Here is a 17,988-nt window from a genome sequence, read left to right on the forward strand (position 1 = left end):
CCTGGATGTCGCGTCGTCATGCGGTGGTGGATTGGGTCACGTCGAGCGAGCAGGACTCGGCGAGCCAGGCGAAGACCAGCCGGCGGACCTCCTGCGGTTGGTCGATCAGCACCGTGTGCCGCTGGTCGGGCAGCACCTCGACCCGGGTCTGCGGCAGCAGGGCGCGGACCTCCGGGGCCAGCTCCACCACCGCCGAGTCACCGCCGTAGAGGCAGAGCACCGGGCAGCCGATCGCGGCCAACGCCTCGGCGGGCGGCAGCGGACTCGCCGGCAGTTCCTGCTCCAGCGTGGTGTCGGAGAGCATCCGGTGCGTCTCGGCGGCGCGTTGCGCGGCGACCCGACCCCGCCGCACCCCGATCTCGGTCACCGCCCCCTCGCGGGGCAGCCGGGCGGCGACACGGGCGAGCCGCTCGCGGACCCGACGCATCCACTGCGGGATCGGCGGCGCCGACTCGACAGTCACGATGCCGGCCACCCGCTCCGGGTGCCGGGCGGCGTACCCGAAGGCGATGGTGCCGCCGAACGAGTTGCCCAGCAACAGCAGCGGGCCGGTGACGTCCAGGGCGGCCAGCAGAGCCGTCAGGTCGTCGACGAAGTCGTCCAGGGCGTACCCGGTGGCGGGACGGTCGCTGCGCCCGTGACCGCGCAGGTCGTACAGCACGGTCGGGAAACCGGCCCGGGACAGCGGCTCGGCCAGGGTGAAGTACCAGCTCGCCATGGTGTCCGACGCCATCCCGTGGATCAGCACGGCGGTCGGCGTCGGCCCGGTCCGGCCGTCGACGGCCGGACCGGGGGGATCGAGCCGCTGCGTGTGCAGCGTGATCCCGTTCGCCCGGACCATGGTCACCGGCTGCCCGCCCCGACCTCGTCGGCCTGCGCCAGCGACTCGGCGATGTGGTTCACGAGCTGCCCGACCTTGAGTTCCCGGACGGTGTCCAGATCCAGCTTGGCGACGAAGTGGGCGAAGTTGACCGTGTCGCCGTAGCGGGTCTGGAGCCGGCCGGCGAGCGCGATGACGTCGATGCTCTCCATGCCCAGGTCCTCGGAGAACGTGGTGTCCATGGTGACCACCTGGTCGTCCGCGAAGTCGCCCAGCACGGCGTCGATCATCTCGGTGAGGTCGGCGAGGATGGTGTCCTGGGCCGAGGCCATGGGCGTTGCTCCTTCTGCTGATCGGATGGGTTGGGCGGTGCTGCGTGCCGGGTGCCGGCTCACGGCCGGGACACTCCGGGCGGGGTGGCGGGCGCGGGCTCCGGCCCCCAGGTCCAGGCGACGACGTACCGGCGCGGCGGCAGGTCCTCGGGGTTGGCGACGTCCCGGTGGCCGACCCGGTACGCCCGACCGCCGATCTCCACGGTCAGCCCCGAGTCGGTGGCCGAGTAGACCCGGAACCGGCGCGGCGAGCCGTCCAGTCCGGTGCCCTCGGCCTTGGCGACCGCCTCCTTGGCGGCCCAGAACCGGGTGAACCACAACCGTCGGGCCTCGACGTCCCCGCCGGCCAGCGAGGCCAGCAGGGTCAACTCGGCCGGGGTGAGGGCGAAGGTGAGGGTGCTCTCCGGGTGGTCGGTGACCTCCGCGACGTCGATGCCCACGCCGGGTCCCCCGGGCACCGCGTCGGGTGCCCGGCGCCTGGCGATCGCCACCCCGATCTCGGCGCAGTGCGCCAGGGAGACGTCGCAGTCGCCGAGCCCCCGGCCGGGCCGTCCGCGTACCCACGGCCGGCCGTTCGGGTCGTTGCCGACGGTCAGTTCGATCGGGTAGATGTCGGTGTGGCCGTCCTCCCACAGCCGGGCCCGCACCGCGTCCTTGGCGGCGATCCGGCCCAGCATCCACTGCTTGCGGGTCTTGGCCGGCTGCCGCTCGTAGTCGGCGTAGGCGGCCCCGCCGAGGATGCCCCGGGCGGCCATGCCCCGGGTGACCAGGTCGGTCCAGCAGTCGAACGCCATCGTCCAGCCCTCGGGCTGCAACAGCGACATCGGGTGCCGCTCGGGGAACCGCTCCGCCACCCGGGCCTGCGGGTGGCTGTCGAACCGGCGGTCCGTCGCGCCCTCGATCTCCGACCACACCCGCCCCTGGTAGCTGAGCTGGGTGTCGGCGACGAGTTTCCCGTCGTCGATGGCGCGGACCCGGGCGACGCACTCGAACGCCCGGCCGGCCGGCGGCGGCGGACCGTAGAACCGCACCTGGCCGAGCCCCACGGGCAACGCGACGGTGCGGAACGGCTGGGTGGTGATCAGCCAGTTGCCGATGAGCTGCAGGGCGTTGTCCAGCAGTGCCCCCGGTGGCACCGGCGCGGTGACGATGCCCCGTACGTGCATGTCGCCGAGCGCGTGCACCTCGGTCACGCCCTGGAACTGCGGGCCGTGGAACATCAGCCGCTCCGCGTACATCTCGGCGGCGCCGAGGGTCGGCGGGCGTTCGGTGGCCGGGTCGTGGGTCCAGACCGGCGGCGGCGGCGGGTACGCCGGGCCGACCTCGATCGTCGCCCGGGCGTACCCGGCGAAGGCGACCGCGTACCGGTTCTCCCCGGCGGTGCGGACCACGATCTCCACGTCGGTGGCCGGTTCGGCGATCAGCCATTTGTTGAACTTCGCGTCGTGCACCGCCACCACCGGGACGCCGGGCACGAGCTGCTCCACCGCCTCCATCATGTGTGCGACCAGGGCGGTCGCCGGCACCACCGGCCACCGGTCCTCCGGGTCCGGCCAGTCGTCGGGCTGCACGAAGAAGCAGTGGTCCAGCAGGTACGGCATGGTGTCCAGGGAGATCCGCCTGGTGATCCGGCCGACCTCCGTACCGGCCGCGCCGGTCGGGCGGACCGCCGTGGGCGGCGTCGCCGCCGGGGTGACGGTCGGCTTCGCCAACGGAGCGGTGGGGGTTGCCGCCCTGACGGGGGCGGCCGGCGTGGCGGGCCGGGCCGGGGTCGTGGTGCCGGCGGTGGCCGTGCCCCGGGTGTTCTCCTTCAGCAGGGCGGCGAGTTCGGCCGCCGCGCTGGAGCCGCCGGCGAGCCGGTGCAGCGCGTCCAGCGCGGCCGCCGGGTCGCCGGACGGCGCGGCGGCGGGCTTCGCCACGCCGGGCTGCCCGGCCGCCCGTGCGGCCGGCACCGACGCAGCGGCCGGCGGCGTGGCAGCCGGTGGCGCTGCGGCCGGTGGCGTCGTGGCCGGCACGCCGGTCGGCCCGGCGGCGGGCGTCGGCACGGTCGCCGCCCGGGTCACCGGGGGCGCTGCCGCGACCGGCGTCGACCCGGGCCGGCCGGGCCCGGCGACGACCGGCCGGGTGACGCCGTCGCCGGCGCCCGGCGTGGCCACCGAGCCGTCGGACACGGTGACCCCGAGCAGGCCGGCGGCGTCCGCGCCGAGGCGGACCAGCGGCCCACCGAGGTCGAGCTTCAACCGGGGGCCCTTGCGGACGCCGGCCTTCGCCGCGCCGTCGACACCACCCGTGGCCGGGGTACGGCCGGTCGGGGCCGCCGGTGCGGCGGTGGCCGGCGTGGACAGCGCGCCCAGGTCCGGTGCCGCCCCCTCAACCCACAGGGCGGTGGCGACCCGGCGCAACTGGTTGAGCCCGCTGCGGTGCGCGGTGTTCACCGGCATCGCCAGGTGCTCGCGTCCGCGCAGGTTGTCCCCGATCAGCGAGGCGAGCTGCCCCGCGCCGACCTGGAGGAACACCCGGAACCCGGCGGCGTACATGGCCTCGACGGTCTGCCGGAACCAGACCGGCTCCATCATGTGCCGCACGAAGATCCGGTTGACCTGCTCCTCGTCGGCGGGGAACGGCGCGTGCAGGGTCGCCGACCACACCGGCATCCGGGTCGGGTGCACCTCCCAGCGGCCCAGGGCGGCGCCGATCGAGGTGAGCCCGTCGGCGAAGGCGGGGGTGTGGAACGCCGACCGGAACGGCAGCTTCTGGCACAGGATGTTGCGGGTACGCAGCGCCTCGACGAGCCGGTCGACCTGCGGCTCCGGGCCGTTGACCACCGACTGCGCCGGGGCGTTGTCGTGTGACAGGACCACCCCCGGGTAGTCGCCGAGCAGCGGGGCGACCCGGTCCGCGCCGGCCCCGACGGCCGCGAAGACGTAGCCGGAGACCTCCACCGAGTCGGCGTTGAACAGGTCGAGGAACTCGTCCATGGCGGCGGTGCTGATCTGGCCGCTGACCGCGGCGGCGGTCCACTCGCCGATGCTGTGCCCGGCGACCGCGTCGGGTCGTACCTTGATCCGGGCCAGCGCCGTGTCGAGCAGCTTGCCCACCTCGATCAGGCCGGCGCCGTGCCGGCCCAGGTCGGCGGCGGACCACTCGCGGTCCGGCAGGCCGAAGTGGGCGGCCAGGTCGGCGGTGCGGGGGGCGAACTCCGCCTCCAGCCCGGGGAAGACGAAGGCGAGCTTGCCGGCCCCCGCGCCGAGCAGCGGCTGCGGGCTGAACCAGATGTCCCGCCCGCCCCGCCACGCCTGCCCCCGGGCCACCGTCTTGCGGGCCACCGCGAGCAGCTTGTCCGTCGGGTTGACGATGCCCAGCCGGGTCTGCGGCGGAGCCTCCCCGCCGGAGCGGGCGGCCAGCTCGACGCCGATGCGGCGTACCTCCTGGTCGTCGCGGTCCAGCAGGTCGGCGAGCCCGGCCGGGTCCGACGCGGCCAGCCAGAGCACCTGGTCCGGCTCGTCGACCACGGCCCGGCCGGCGGCCGGGGCGGTCAGCCCCACCACCGGCTCACCCACCGACACCGGGGCCTGCTCGATGATCAGGTGGGCGTTGATCCCGCCGAACCCGAACGCGTTGACCCCGGCCCGGCGCGGGCCGTCGCTCTCCCACGGGCGGGCGGTGTCGATCGGCGCGAACCGGGTCGCGGCCATCTCCTTGCGCGGCGTCTCGCAGTGCAGGGTGGGCGGGAGCACCCCCCGGTGCACCGCGAGCGCCGCCTTGATCAGGCCGGCCACCCCGGCGGCCGGCATGGTGTGCCCGATCATCGACTTCACCGAGCCGATCACCGGGCGCGGCCCGCCGGTGTACGGGCCGAACACCTGCGCCACCGTGGTCAGCTCGGCGGCGTCCCCGGTCGGGGTGCCGGTGCCGTGCGCCTCCAGCAGCCCCAGCGCGTCCGGGGCGGTCGGGTCGAGCCCGGCGGACTCCCAGGCCCGCCGGATCGCCAGCACCTGGCCGGAGACGGCCGGGTTGAACATGCTCGCCGACTTGCCGTCGCTGGACACCCCGCTGCCGCGGATCACCGCGTACACCCGGTCGCCGTCGCGCACCGCGTCGGCGTACCGCTTGAGCACCACCACGCCGGTGCCCTCGCCGATCAGCAGCCCGTCGGCGGCGGCGTCGAACGGCCGGATCTCGCCCCGCCGCGACAGCGCCCGGAGCTGGTTGAACACCGACCAGAAGCTGATGTCGTGCACGTGGTGCACGCCACCGGCGAGCACCGCGTCCAACCGGCCGTTGAGCAGTTCGGTGATGCCCTGGTCCACGGCGATCAGCGAGGAGGCGCAGGCGGCGTCGATGGTGTACGCCGGGCCGCGCAGGTCGAGCCGGTTGGCCACCCGGGAGGCGGCCAGGTTGGGCACCAGGCCGATCGTCCCCTCCGGCTGGTACGGCCCGAGCCGCTCGTCGAACTTCTTGCGCAGCAGCTCCAACCGGGCCGGGTCGACGTCGGGGATCAGCTCCCGCAGGATGCTGACCACCTGGCTGGACATCCGCACCCGCTGGGCGTAGCGGGCCTGGGCGGGGCTGAGGATGCCGCCCCGGCCGAGGATGACGCCGATCCGGTCGCGGGCCGGGAGCCGGTCCCCGCCGCCCGCGTCGTCGATCGCCGCGGCGGCCACCTCCAGCGTGATCAGCTGGTCCGGCTCGATGTCGCCCACCGAGGCGGGCATCACCCCGAACCGCAGCGGCTCGAAGGTGGCGAACTCGTCGACGAACCCGCCACGCCGGCAGTACATCCGGTCGGCCCGGTGGGACTGCTCCGGGTCGTAGAACTCCTCGTCCCAGCGGTGCGCGGGGACGTCGGTGATCGCGTCGACCCCGCCGATCAGGTTGCGCCAGTAGCTCTCCAGGTCACCGGCGGAGGGCATCAGGGCGGCCATCCCCACGATCGCGATCTGGCCGGGCGCAGCGGCGCCGTTGTTCATCGGTTCCTCCGACGGGTGGGGCGGGTGGGGGCGGGACGGCTCATCGACGCCCTCACCACCCGGAGGCGGTGTAGACGACCGAGGTGACCGACGCGTCGGCCCAGGCCAGCTCGCGCAGCAGGGCCAGCGCGCCCTCCTCCGGGTCGATCAGGCCGATGCCGCGCCGGGCGTACTCGCGGCTCAGTTCGGCGGTGACCATGCCGCCGTGGCCGGCACCGGGCGCCCACGGCCCCCAGTGGACGGTCACGGTGCGCACCCCGGTCCGGGCCGCGTAGCGGGTGCCGATGGCGTCCAGGGCGTCGTTGGCCGCCGCGTAGTCGGCCTGTCCCCGGTTGCCGTAGGCGGCGGCGATGCTGCCGAAGAAGACCAGGAACCGCGGCGCGCCGGGCAGCGCGTCGAGACCCGCCAGCAGCCCCCGGGCCCCGTCGACCTTGGTGTCGAAGACCCTGGTGAACGACGCCGGGTCCTTCTCGGCGATCAGCTTGTCCTCGATGATCCCGGCGGCGTAGACCACCCCGTCGAGGCGGCCGTACTCGGCGTGGATCGCGGCCAGCAGCGCGCGGGTCGCCGCCGCGTCCCGGACGTCCAAGGCGTGGTAGCGGACCTCGCCACCCAGCTCGGTCAGCTCGGCGATCGTGGCGGTCACCTCCCGGGCCGCCAGGACGGCCTGCGCGGTGCGGGAGATCTCGGCCGGCGAGGACAGCCCCCGCCGGGCCAGCACCCCGACCAGCGCGGCACGGTCGGTGGCGGCGGCCAGCTCCGGGTCCTCCGGGCCGGACGGCAGCGGGGTACGGCCGACCAGCTCGATGCGGCAGCCGCTGGCCGAGGCGAGCGCCCGGGCGAACCACGGGGTGATGCCCCGTGCCCCACCGATCAGCACCACCACCGAGTCGCGTTCCAACCCGATCGCGGCGGCCTCGGACACCCCGTCGCCGGCCGGTCCGGCACCGCCGGCGGCCAGCGCGCCCAGCTCGACCGGGACCAGGTCGGCGACGTAGCGACCGTCGCCACGCCTGGCGACCACCGGGGCGTCGGCGGCGGTGAGCAGTTCGTCGAGCAGTTGCCGGGCCAGCACCTCAGGCGTCGCCGCCGGGTCCACCGCCACGAACCGGGCGGTCAGCCCCGGGTATTCGCGGGCGATCGTGCGGAACAGGCCGGGCATGCCGTCGGCCGCGCCGGCGACGTCCTGCGCCCCGGCGGCGAGCAGCCAGCGCGGTCCGGCGGCCAGGGCCCGCTGCAACAGCGGGAACACGGCGGGCAGCAGCGGCTCGTCGAGGTTGGTCAACCCGTCGAGCACCAGCACCCCGTCGAAGCCCTGGTCGGCCTGCTCGCTGTCGAGCACGCCCAGCTGGCCGCCGGCGCCGTGCGCGCCGAGCAGCTCCGCCAGGTACGCCCCGACCGGTCCGCCCCCGGTGATCAGGAACCGCATCCCGGCGAGCGTGCCCGGGTCGACGCGTTGTCCGGGCTGGACGCTCTCCCGGGCGACCAGCCGCTTCGGCGCGATCCCCACCCCGACCTCGGTCGGTGCGGGCGACGCGGCGGGTGCGGCGGCCGGCGCGGCGACGCTCGCCGGCGGGGCGGCGGGCACGGCGGCCGGCGCGGCGACGGTCACCGTCGCGGTGACTGTCGTGTTCATCTTCTGGTCGAGCCAGGTGACCATGGCGCGGACGGTGCGGGCCTTGACGAGGTCTTCGAGTTCGCTTTCGTCGCCTTCGACGCTGAGGGAGAGGCGTTGGGCGACCTCGCCGGCGACTTCGGCGCGCTTGATGGAGTCGATGGAGAGGTCGGCTTCGAGGTCGAGGTCGAGTTCGATGAGGTCGACCGGGTAGCCGGTGCGCTCGCTGATCACGGTGAGGATGGCCTGCTGGAACTCCGCGAGGCTGGCCCCGGCGGGCGCGGCGGCCACGGCGGCGGGCACGGCGGCCACGGCCGGCGCGGCGGCCGGTGCCACCGTCGGGGCCGGGGCGAGCGCCAGCGGACCGGTCGTGCTGGCCGAGACGTGGACGGTGCCGCTCATCTTCTGGTCGAGCCAGGTGACCATGGCGCGGACGGTGCGGGCCTTGACGAGGTCTTCGAGTTCGCTTTCGTCGCCTTCGACGCTGAGGGAGAGGCGTTGGGCGACCTCGCCGGCGACTTCGGCGCGCTTGATGGAGTCGATGGAGAGGTCGGCTTCGAGGTCGAGGTCGGGCTCGATGAGGTCGACCGGGTAGCCGGTGCGCTCGCTGATCACCGCCAGGATCGCCTGTTGGAAGTCCGCTGCGGTGACGCCGATCTGGTCGCCCGACGGCAGCGCGGCGGTCAGCGTGGCGGTGGTGGTGACGGTGCCGCTCATCTTCTCGTCGAGCCAGGTGACCATGGCGCGGACGGTGCGGGCCTTGACGAGGTCTTCGAGTTCGCTTTCGTCGCCTTCGACGCTGAGGGAGAGGCGTTGGGCGACCTCGCCGGCGACTTCGGCGCGCTTGATGGAGTCGATGGAGAGGTCGGCTTCGAGGTCGAGGTCGAGTTCGATGAGGTCGACCGGGTAGCCGGTGCGCTCGCTGATCACCGCCAGGATCGCCTGCTGGAATTCGGCCATGCCCGGTCCGGCCGGTGCGGCGACCGGGGCGACGGGCGCGGCGACGGGAGCGGCGACGGGAGCGGCGACCGGCGCGGGGATCGCGACGGGACCGCCGACCGCGGGGGAGACCGGCATGACGTCCGGGGTGACCGGTCGGGGCCGGGCGACCGTCGGCGCGGGGGCGATGGCCAGCGCGGTGCCGCCGTTGGACCCGGCCACGGTGGGGGCCGGGGCGGGGCGCGGGGTGGCGGCGGGGGTCGGGGCCGGCGCGGGGGCGGCGGCGGGCAGCGACCGGGGGGCCGGGGCGGGCGTCGGCGTGGGTGCCGGCCCGGCGTACCCCTCGACCCGGTACGTCCCGGTGGGTTCCCCGGCGGGCCGGCTGCCCCCGTCCCCGGGGTCTCCGAGGAAGGCGAGCATCACGTCCCGCTGGGTGGCGATCATCTCCCGCGTGGTGCGCAGGTACTCGCTGAGCAGCTCGCCCCGGATGTCCCGGACGGTGGCCGGCGCGGGCTCGTCGACGGTCCGGACGTCCCGGACGGTCGACGGTGCGGGGCCGCTGACGGTGCCGGTGGCGGCGCCGGGGGTGGTGGCGGTGCCATTGGCAGGGGTCATCGACAACTCCTTGATCCGTCGGGGAGGGGTCATGCCACCGGGAAGACAGTTGCCGTGCTGGTCCCGGACGAGTTGGCCGTCGACCGTCCAGAGCGGACGACGGGTCGGTGCGGTGGTGGCGGTGCCGTCCGCGATCCGGCCGTGGAACAGCCAGTCGGTGCGGACCGGGGTGCCGGCGCAGGCCAGCTCGGCGACCGAGATCAGGAACCCGCGCAGGCCGTCGGCCGGGCCGCGTTCGCAGGCGACCGTCTGGTGCGGCCGGTCGCCGAGCACCGCCTGCACCAGCCGGCTGAGCACCTGGCCGGGGCCCACCTCGACGAACAGCCGGGCGCCCGCGGCGTACATTGCCTCGATCTGCTCGACGAAGCGCACCGGCGCGCCGATCTGCTCGGCGAGGTGGTGGCGGACCTGGCCGGCGTCGCCGGAGTACGGGGCGGCGGTCAGGTTCGACCAGACCGGGATGCGCGGCTCGCTGATCGACCTTTCGGCGAGCACCTCGGCGAAGGTCTCCACCGCGCCGGCCACCACCGGGCTGTGGAAGGCGCAGGCCACCGGGATGGCGCGGGCCGACAGGCCGGCCTCCTTGAGCGCGACCACCGCCGACTGCACCTTCGCCGTCGGGCCGGAGACCACCACCTGCTGCGGGGCGTTCCGGTTGGCCAGCACCACCTCGCTGGTCAGGCCGGCCCCGGCGAGCACCTGGGCGACCTGCTCGGCGCTGGCGGCGACCGCCGCCATGGTGCCCGGGTCCTCGCCGCAGGCGTCGAGGATGGCCGCCGCCCGCTGCCGGCTCAGGTCGAGCAGGGTGGCCGCGTCGAACGCCCCGGCGACGCAGAGCCCGACGAGTTCGCCGTAGCTGTGGCCGGCGGTCATGTCGGGTCGGACGCCGAGGCGGCGCAGCAGGTGGTCCACGGCGAGCCCACCGATGCCGAGCACGGGCTGGGCGGTCCGGGTGTCGCGTACCGCGTCCTCCTGGGCGCGGCGGGAGTCCGGGTCGAACGCGGCCGGCGGGAAGAGCAGCTCCGCGGCGGCCTTGTCGAGTTCGAGGTAGTGCCGCAGCTCGGGGAAGGTGACGAAGAGTTCCCCGAGGGCGCCGGGGCGTTGGCTGCCCTGGCCGGGGAAGAGGAACGCCACCTGGCCGGGCCCGACCGGGTCGACCCCGCTCGGCTGGACCAGGCCCCGGGCCGGGTCGTGCTCGCCGGCCAGCGCCCGGTGCAGCAGGGTCTCCAGTTCGGTCAGGTCACGGGCGACCACCGCGACCTGGGTCGTCCCGGGCCGGTTGGCGGCCTTGGCGGCGACCGAAGCGGCCAGCTCGGCCAGCCGTCCCGCCCGGTTGCCGGGCCCGTCGGCGGCCAGGCTCTCCAACAGCTGCCGGACGCCCTGGTGGGCGGCGGCCCGGTCGGTGCCCCGGAAGCAGAACAGTTCGGCCGGCCAGATCCGTTGCGCGTGCCGGGGTTCCGGCGCGTTGGCGTGGGCGCTGAGCACGACGTGGAAGTTGGTGCCGCCGAAGCCGAACGCGCTGACCCCGGCGATGCGCTCGGCGGCCGGCACCGGCCACGGGCGGGCCTCGGTGAAGAACGCGAACGGGCTCTGCTGCGGGTGCCAGGCCGGGTTGGGTCGTTCCAGGTGGATGGTGGGCGGCCGGATGCCGTGGTAGAGGGCGAGCGTCGCCTTGATCAGGCCGGCCAGCCCGGCGGCGCACTTGGTGTGCCCGATCTGGGACTTCACCGAGCCGAGCGCGCAGCTGCCCGGTTCGGCACCGGCCTCGACGAACATCTTGGTGAGCGTCTCCAGTTCGGTGCGGTCGCCGACCACCGTGCCGGTGCCGTGCGCCTCCACCAGCCCGACCTCCCGGGGGGAGATGCCGGTGCGGTGGTAGGCCCGGTCCAGGGCCCGCCGCTGCCCGTCGGGGCGCGGCGCGGTCAGGCCCAGGGCCCGCCCGTCGCTGGCCCCGCCGAGCCCCTTGATCACGCCGTAGATCCGGTCACCGTCGCGTTCGGCGTCGGCCAGCCGCTTGAGTACGACGCACGCGACGCCCTCACCGAGGGCGATCCCGTCACCGGTGCTGTCGAACGGGCGGGACCGTCCGGTGGGGGACAGCGCGTGCGCCGAGGTGAACATCAGGTAGTCGTTGACCCCGTTGTGCAGGTCGGCCCCGCCGCAGATCATCAGGTCGCTGTCACCGGCGACCAGTTCCTTGCAGGCGGCGTCCATCGCGGCCAGCGACGAGGCGCAGGCGGCGTCGATGGTGTAGTTCGGCCCGCCCAGGTCGAGCCGGTTGGCGACCCGGCCGGCGATCACGTTGGCCAGCACGCCGGGGAAGCTGTCCTCGGTGACCGTGGGCAGCAGCTCCTCCATCTGCTCGGGCACCTCGCCGAGGTACGCCGGCAGCATGGTGCGCAGGGTCTGCGCGTGGCCCATGTCGCTGCCGGCCTCCGCGCCGAACACGACGCCGGTGCGGGCGTGGTCCGCGCCGGGTGCGTCGTACGGGTAGCCGGCGTCGACCAGCGCCCGGTGGGAGACCTCCAGGGCGAGCAGCTGGGTCGGGTCGATGCTGCTCAACGCGGCCGGGGGGATGCCGTAGCCGATGGCGTCGAACGGGACCGGGTCGATGAACCCGCCCCACTTGGAGACGCTGATCCGGCCGGTCTGCCCCGGCCCGACCTCGGGGGCGTAGTAGTGCTCGGTGTCCCAACGTTGCGCCGGGACCTCGGTGACGGTGTCGACGCCGCTGAGCACCGTACGCCAGAAGCTGTCCAGGTCGGGGGAGCCGGGCAGCATGCAGGCCATCCCGACGATGGCGATGTCCAGCGGCGCGGGCGGCTCCGCGATCTCGACGGCCGGCGGCGTGAGCCGGGCCCGCAGCGCGTCGAGCCGGTCGGCGTGGAAGCCGCGGACCCGGGTGGTGACGTCGTCGTGCAGCTCGGCGACGGTGGTGGCGCGGTCGCGCAGCACGGCTACCTGGCCGGCCATGAACAGTCCCTCGCTGGCCTGGACGCTCTCGTCGACGGACTCGACGACGTCGCCCGAGCGGCGTAGGCCCTTGCTGGCGATCCGTAGCCGGCCGACGTTGAGCAGTTCCAGCTGCTCCCACACCTCGCGGTTCTCGGCCCCGGCACCTTCGAGCTGGGTGCGCAGCTGGTGGAAGTCGTCGACGAACGGGGTGTGCAGGCAGCGGGTGGCGTGTCCGGGGGCGGTCTCCAACAGCGCGGTGTGCTCTGCGGTGAGCGCCTCACGCTGGAACAACGGCTGGACCGCGCCGTGGGTCACGGCCTCGGCGGTGAACAGGTAGGCGGTGCCCATCAGCACGCCGATCCGGGCGCCCCGGCGGGCCAGCGGGGCGGCCATCGTGGCCACCATCGCCGCCGACCGGGCGTCGTGCACCCCACCGGCGAAGAAGATCTGCAGCTGGGCGCCGGCGGCGGGATCGGTGTCGAGGTACTCGTCGAGCACCGCCAGCTGGGCCTCCCACAGCGGGAAGCTCGCCCGGGGTCCGACGTGCCCGCCGCACTCGGCGCCCTCGAAGATGAACTTGCGGGCGCCGGAGCGCAGGAACTGGCGCAGCAGGCCGGGGGAGGGCACGTGCAGGAAGGTGCTGATCCCCTGCTCCTCCAGGGCGCGGGCCTGCGGCGGCCGGCCACCGGCGATGATCGCGCAGGCGGGCCGGATCTCCCGGATGACCTCCAGTTGGGCGGCGCGCAGCTCCTCGGGGGCGAAGCCGAGCACCCCGACGCCCCACGGGCGGTCGCCGAGCTGGGCGGCGGTCTCGGTGAGCATCCGGCGGCACTGGTCGGCCGAGTTGAGGGCGAGCGCGATGAACGGCAACGCGCCGCCGTCGGCGACGGCGGCGGCGAAGGACGCCTCGTCGCTGACCCGGGTCATCGGGCCCTGGGCGACGGGCACCCGTACCCCGAGGGCCTCGGCCAGGGGGGCGTGCGGCTGGAGCAGGTCGGCGGCGTCGGGGCCGTCGACGGCGTCGAGCATCGCCGCGCGCATGCCGCGTACGGCGGTGGCGGTGTCGGCCCAGCGGTCGGCGAAGGCCGCCGCCAGCCAGCCGTCCTGGCCGACCGGGAGCAGTTCGCTGTCGCCCTGGTGCGGGCCGCCCCGGCGGATGCCGCGTACGCCGTCGCGCAGCACGGTCTCCGAGCCGTCCATCCGCCTGATGACTGCCTGTACGTCGGCCGGCAGCTCCGATTCGGGCATCAGGGCGAGCTGGGTGTCCAGCACCACGCCGGCCGCGCCGCCGACCAGGCAGGCCCCGGCGGTCCGTGGGCCGATCCCGCCGGCCACCCAGACCGGCAGGTCCAGGGTGTCGTCGGCGACGAGCTGCTGGAGCAGGACGAAGGAGCTGAGTTCGCCGACCCGGCCGCCGCCCTCCATGCCGCGGGCGATCAGCCCGTGCGCGCCGGCCTGCGCCGCGGCGTGGGCCTCAGCCCGGCTGGTCACCTCCACCAGCACCCGGTGGTGGGCGGTGATGTCGGCCAGCGGCCACGGGCTCGTCGGCTCGACCACGATCAGGTCCACCCGGCCGTCGGCGGCGCGCTGCACCTCGGCGGGGGTGGCCCGGCAGCCGGCCGGGACCCGGACGCCGATCGGGGCGGACGACCAGCTGGCGGCGCGGGCGAGCGCCCGCAGCGACCAGTCGTCGCCGGTGGCCAGGTCGATGATGCCGCGCCCACCACCGGCTGCGGTGGCGGCCGTGATCCGTGGGCCGGGTTCCAGGACGCCGACGGGGTTGACGACCAGGATCAGGTCACGTGTGTACGGTGCGCTACTCATCGGGCTCCCACTTCGGTCGCGAAGGATCGCGTGCTGACTAGGGGATCTGCCGGCAGAGGGCCGGCGAGCGCGGTGCTGATTTGCCGCAGTCAATGTCGCGCTGCGTCACAATCTAACGGCTGCCAGTTACAGCCCGGTTAAATCCAACGATCATCGGGCTCTGGATGAAGATTTCCTACCAAGGCTACCGGATATGACGTCGGGTTAACCAGGGACGATGTTCTTCGATGTGACACCGCTGCCACCAGATCGTGGCACCGATGCTTGTCCAGTCATTTGCGGTTTTATTTCCAAACTGTTTTCTGCCAACGATGAAGTCCCTGGTAGTGGAAACCGATCCTTCCCGTATCCCACTATGTGGAACGGCCCTTGCCATCGATTGCGGTGTACATCAAAGATCCGTATTGGTATTCATGCCGTCATTGCCCATCGATTAGCTGTGGCATTCGTGAGGCGAGGTGGGATTGGTTTCCGATCTTTAGACTCCCTGGTGGGGCGCGGATAGGTCGCCGACCGTGCATCCGTCCCACCCGCCGCCGCTGACCTCGGCGGTGACCGCCGACCGGGCGACGAAGCCCCGCAGGCGTCACCGATAGCGGCTCTGGGCTGGCAAAACGCCACCCCATGACGACGGTTGACGTACTCCCTTAACGAACGTTTCACGCGCAGTCCGCCGGGTGGTCATACCTGCCCGCGGCGCGCGATCTGCGGGGGCGATTCCTCCGGCAGTACCGACCTCACACAGGCCGCGACCAGCCGGGACGGCCATCACCGCGACGATGGTCAGGCCCGGCGGGGCAGGCCTTCCCAATTCTCCTTCCGGATCGGCGGTAATTGTGCGTAGCCTGCTTCTTCTTGCCCTCGTCGGCCTCGGTGCGCAACTGGTCGACGGCAGTCTCGGGATGGCGTACGGCGTGACATCCACCACATTATTGCTGGCTCTCAACACAGGGGCGGCGAGCGCTTCGGCGACCGTCCACCTGGCTGAGATCGGCACCACCCTCGTCTCCGGCGCCGCCCACTGGCGGTTCGGCAACGTCGACTGGACGGTGGTCCGCCGGGTCGGCGTGCCGGGTGCGGTCGGGGCGTTCGCCGGGGCGACCTTCCTGTCCAGCCTCTCGACCGCGACCGCAGCCCCGATCATGTCGCTGATCCTGCTGGCCCTCGGCCTCTACGTGCTGATCCGGTTCACCGTCGCCGGCCTGCCCCGCGACCGGGTCGGCCTGCCCCTGCGCAAGCGCTTCCTCGGCCCGCTGGGACTCGTCGCCGGTTTCGTCGACGCCACCGGCGGCGGCGGTTGGGGGCCGGTCGGCACCCCGGCGATCCTGGCCAGCGGCCGACTGGAACCCCGCCGGGTGATCGGCTCGATCGACACCAGCGAGTTCCTGGTGGCGGTCGCCGCCAGCCTGGGCTTCCTGGTCGGCATCGGCTCGGAGAACATCAACTTCGGCTGGGTGGGCGCGCTGCTGCTCGGCGGCATGATCGCCGCGCCGATCGCCGCCTGGCTGGTGCGACTGGTCCCGCCCCGGGTGCTCGGCTCCGCCGTCGGCGGGGTCATCGTGCTGACCAACATCCGGACCCTGCTGCGCAGCGAGTGGATCGACGCTCCGGACGCCGTCCGGTACGCCTGCTACCTGGTCGTCGCGGTGCTCTGGGCGGCGTCGGTGACCTGGTCGCTGCGCCGGCACCTGGCCGACCGGCAGGCCACGCCGGTCGCCGTCGGGCCGGAGAACGGCACCGGGGAGCCCGCCACCGCGTCGAGTTGACAGCTCGGCCGACGGCTCCTCGACCTCCCGGCCCCCGGGCAGGTCGAGGAGCCGTCGGCGGCCCGCCCCGGGGGCAGCCGTGGCCTCAGCGCGCGGCGTGCTCGGTCCGGGGCCGGATCCGCCGGAGGACCTTCTCCGGACGGGTGTTCTGCGGAAAGCCGGTGAGGGGGACCATGCCGCGCGTGCCCCGGGTGGCCCTGCGGCACCGGGCCCGGCGGTGCCCGAACAGCCGGTCGCCGTCGGCAGGCCCGCGAGCGCCGGCGCACCCGTGGGTGGTGAGCGTCGTCGCCGTGCCGTCGGGCAGGATGGCGTGCACTGTCGTCAGTGGAGGGGGTGCCTGATGAAGCTGATGCGGGTCGGCCCGGCCGGCGCGGAACGGCCGGTGCTGTACGCCGACGGCCGGTACTTCGACCTGTCCGCACTCACCCCCGACATCGACGGCGCGTTCCTCGCCTCCGGTGGCCCGGACCGGATCCGGGCGGCCCGCGACCTGCCGGAGCTGGACGTCACCGGGCTGCGGGTCGGTCCGCCGGTGGCCCGCCCCGGCGTGGTGCTCTGCGTGGGGCAGAACTACGCCGCGCACGCCGCCGAGTCGGGCGTCGCTCCGCCCGGGACCCCGATCGTCTTCTACAAGGCGCCCAACACGGTGGTCGGCCCGTACGACGACGTGCTGGTGCCCCGGGGCGCCACCGCCACCGACTGGGAGGTGGAGCTGGCCGTGGTCATCGGCCGGCGGGCCCGCTACCTGGAGTCGCCCGCGCAGAGCCTGGCCCACGTCGCCGGCTACCTGGTCGCCAACGACGTGTCCGAACGCGACTTCCAACTGCGCGACTCCGGTGGCCAGTGGTCCAAGGGGAAGTCGTGCGAGACGTTCCAGCCGCTCGGCCCGTGGCTGGTCACCCCGGACGAGATCCCCGACGTGCAGGACCTCCGCCTGCGGTCCTGGGTCAACGGCGAGCCCCGGCAGGACTCGCGCACCGCAGACATGATCTTCGACGTGGCGTACCTGATCTGGCACCTGTCGCAGTACACGGTCCTCGACCCGGGCGACGTGGTCAACACCGGTACGCCGGAGGGGGTGGCCCTGTCCGGCCGGTTCCCCTACCTGCGCCCCGGTGACGTGGTGGAGGTCGAGGTGGAGGGCCTGGGCCGGCAGCGGGTCACCATGGCGGCGGCCTGACCGGCGACGGGTGAGCCGGCGGTCGGGACCCGGGGCCGCGGCCCCGGGTCAGCGGACCAGCCGCAGGCCGGACATGCCCCCGTCGACGGCCAGCGCGGTGCCGGTGGTCGCCCCGGAGACCGGGGAGGCCAGGAACGCCACCGCCTGGGCGACCTCGTCGGCGGTGACCAGCCGGCCGGTGGGCTGCCGGGCGGCCAGCCGTCGCTTCTCCGCCGCCGGGTCCTGCGCGTTGGCGAGCAGCCGGGCCACCCACGGGGTGTCCACCGTGCCCGGCGCCACCGTGCAGACCCGGATGCCGTCGCCCACCAGGTCGGCGGCCATCGCCAGGCTGAGCGCGTGCACCGCGCCCTTGGTGGCCGAGTAGACGGCCCGGTCGACCAGGCCCGCCGTCGCGGCGATCGAGGTGATGCTGACGATGGCGGCGCTGGTCGAGCGGCGCAGGTGCGGCAGGGCCGCCCGGCAGGCGCGGGCCACCCCGACGACGTTGACGTCCAGGCACCGGTGCCACTCGGCGTCGTCGGCGGCCTCCACCGCACCGACCGCGCTGACCGCCGCGCAGTTCACCAGCACGTCGAGACCGCCCAGGGTCGCCGCGACCCGGTCCATGGTCTGCTCCAGCGGGGCGGTGACGTCGGCGGTGAGCCGCAGGTGCGTCCCGCCGGTCCCGGGATCGCGGTCGAGCACAGCGACCCGGGCCCCGCGCGCGGCCAGCAGGTCGGCGACGGCCGCGCCGATGCCCGAACCACCCCCGGTCACGGCGGCCACCAGGCCGCGGAAATCCGTCATCTCGGCACCTCGTCGACGGGCGGTGGCGGCCGGGGGACGCCCACCCGCGCCCGACGCCCACCGGGCCGGCACGCCGCGACGGCCGCCGGGCCGCCGGCCCGCCCCCGCCGGTGCGCCAGGATGCCGCACCCCGCGCCGACTGCATAGATCATATAGAATCCGTCAATCACGTCCCGGGCTGGCGAG

General features: G+C 74.4%; 7 protein-coding genes. 2 read left to right on the forward strand and 5 right to left on the reverse strand.

Annotated features, from left to right (window positions below; translation table 11 throughout):
• Window positions 1-16: 16 nt before the first annotated feature.
• The 4 genes from ACN267_RS05750 to ACN267_RS05765 are packed head-to-tail and all read right to left on the reverse strand — an operon-like array spanning window position 17 to window position 14,070.
• Window positions 17-841 carry an alpha/beta fold hydrolase gene (locus ACN267_RS05750; protein ID WP_239486494.1) on the reverse strand — a complete coding sequence of 275 codons (825 nt, stop codon included), beginning with the start codon at window positions 839-841 and terminating at the stop codon, window positions 17-19.
• A 2-nt stretch (window positions 842-843) separates the two neighbouring features.
• Window positions 844-1,152: an acyl carrier protein gene (locus ACN267_RS05755; RefSeq protein ID WP_088647663.1), complete on the reverse strand. Its 309-nt coding sequence runs from the start codon at window positions 1,150-1,152 to the stop codon at window positions 844-846.
• A gap of 59 nt (window positions 1,153-1,211) precedes the next feature.
• Window positions 1,212-6,122 (reverse strand): beta-ketoacyl synthase N-terminal-like domain-containing protein, encoded by a 4,911-nt coding sequence (locus tag ACN267_RS05760; protein WP_421488122.1) that lies wholly within the window; start codon window positions 6,120-6,122, stop codon window positions 1,212-1,214.
• Window positions 6,123-6,174: 52 nt separating this feature from the next.
• Window positions 6,175-14,070 (reverse strand): SDR family NAD(P)-dependent oxidoreductase, encoded by a 7,896-nt coding sequence (locus tag ACN267_RS05765; RefSeq protein ID WP_421488123.1) that lies wholly within the window; start codon window positions 14,068-14,070, stop codon window positions 6,175-6,177.
• An 836-nt stretch (window positions 14,071-14,906) separates the two neighbouring features.
• Between ACN267_RS05765 and ACN267_RS05770 the strand changes: the two genes are divergently transcribed.
• Window positions 14,907-15,836, forward strand: a complete 930-nt coding sequence (locus tag ACN267_RS05770) for a sulfite exporter TauE/SafE family protein (protein ID WP_204961987.1) — start codon at window positions 14,907-14,909, stop codon at window positions 15,834-15,836.
• 340 nt (window positions 15,837-16,176) lie between these two features.
• On the forward strand, window positions 16,177-17,016 hold the full coding sequence (locus ACN267_RS05775) for a fumarylacetoacetate hydrolase family protein (protein WP_204961986.1): 840 nt from the start codon (window positions 16,177-16,179) through the stop codon (window positions 17,014-17,016).
• A gap of 48 nt (window positions 17,017-17,064) precedes the next feature.
• On the opposite strand, the gene ACN267_RS05780 is transcribed toward ACN267_RS05775, so the two are convergent.
• Window positions 17,065-17,802: an SDR family NAD(P)-dependent oxidoreductase gene (locus ACN267_RS05780; protein WP_421488124.1), complete on the reverse strand. Its 738-nt coding sequence runs from the start codon at window positions 17,800-17,802 to the stop codon at window positions 17,065-17,067.
• Between the last annotated feature and the right edge of the window lie 186 nt (window positions 17,803-17,988).

It is taken from the genome of Micromonospora sp. WMMD734 (genome assembly GCF_049178975.1).
Classification (GTDB): Bacteria; Actinomycetota; Actinomycetes; order Mycobacteriales; family Micromonosporaceae; genus Micromonospora; species Micromonospora wenchangensis.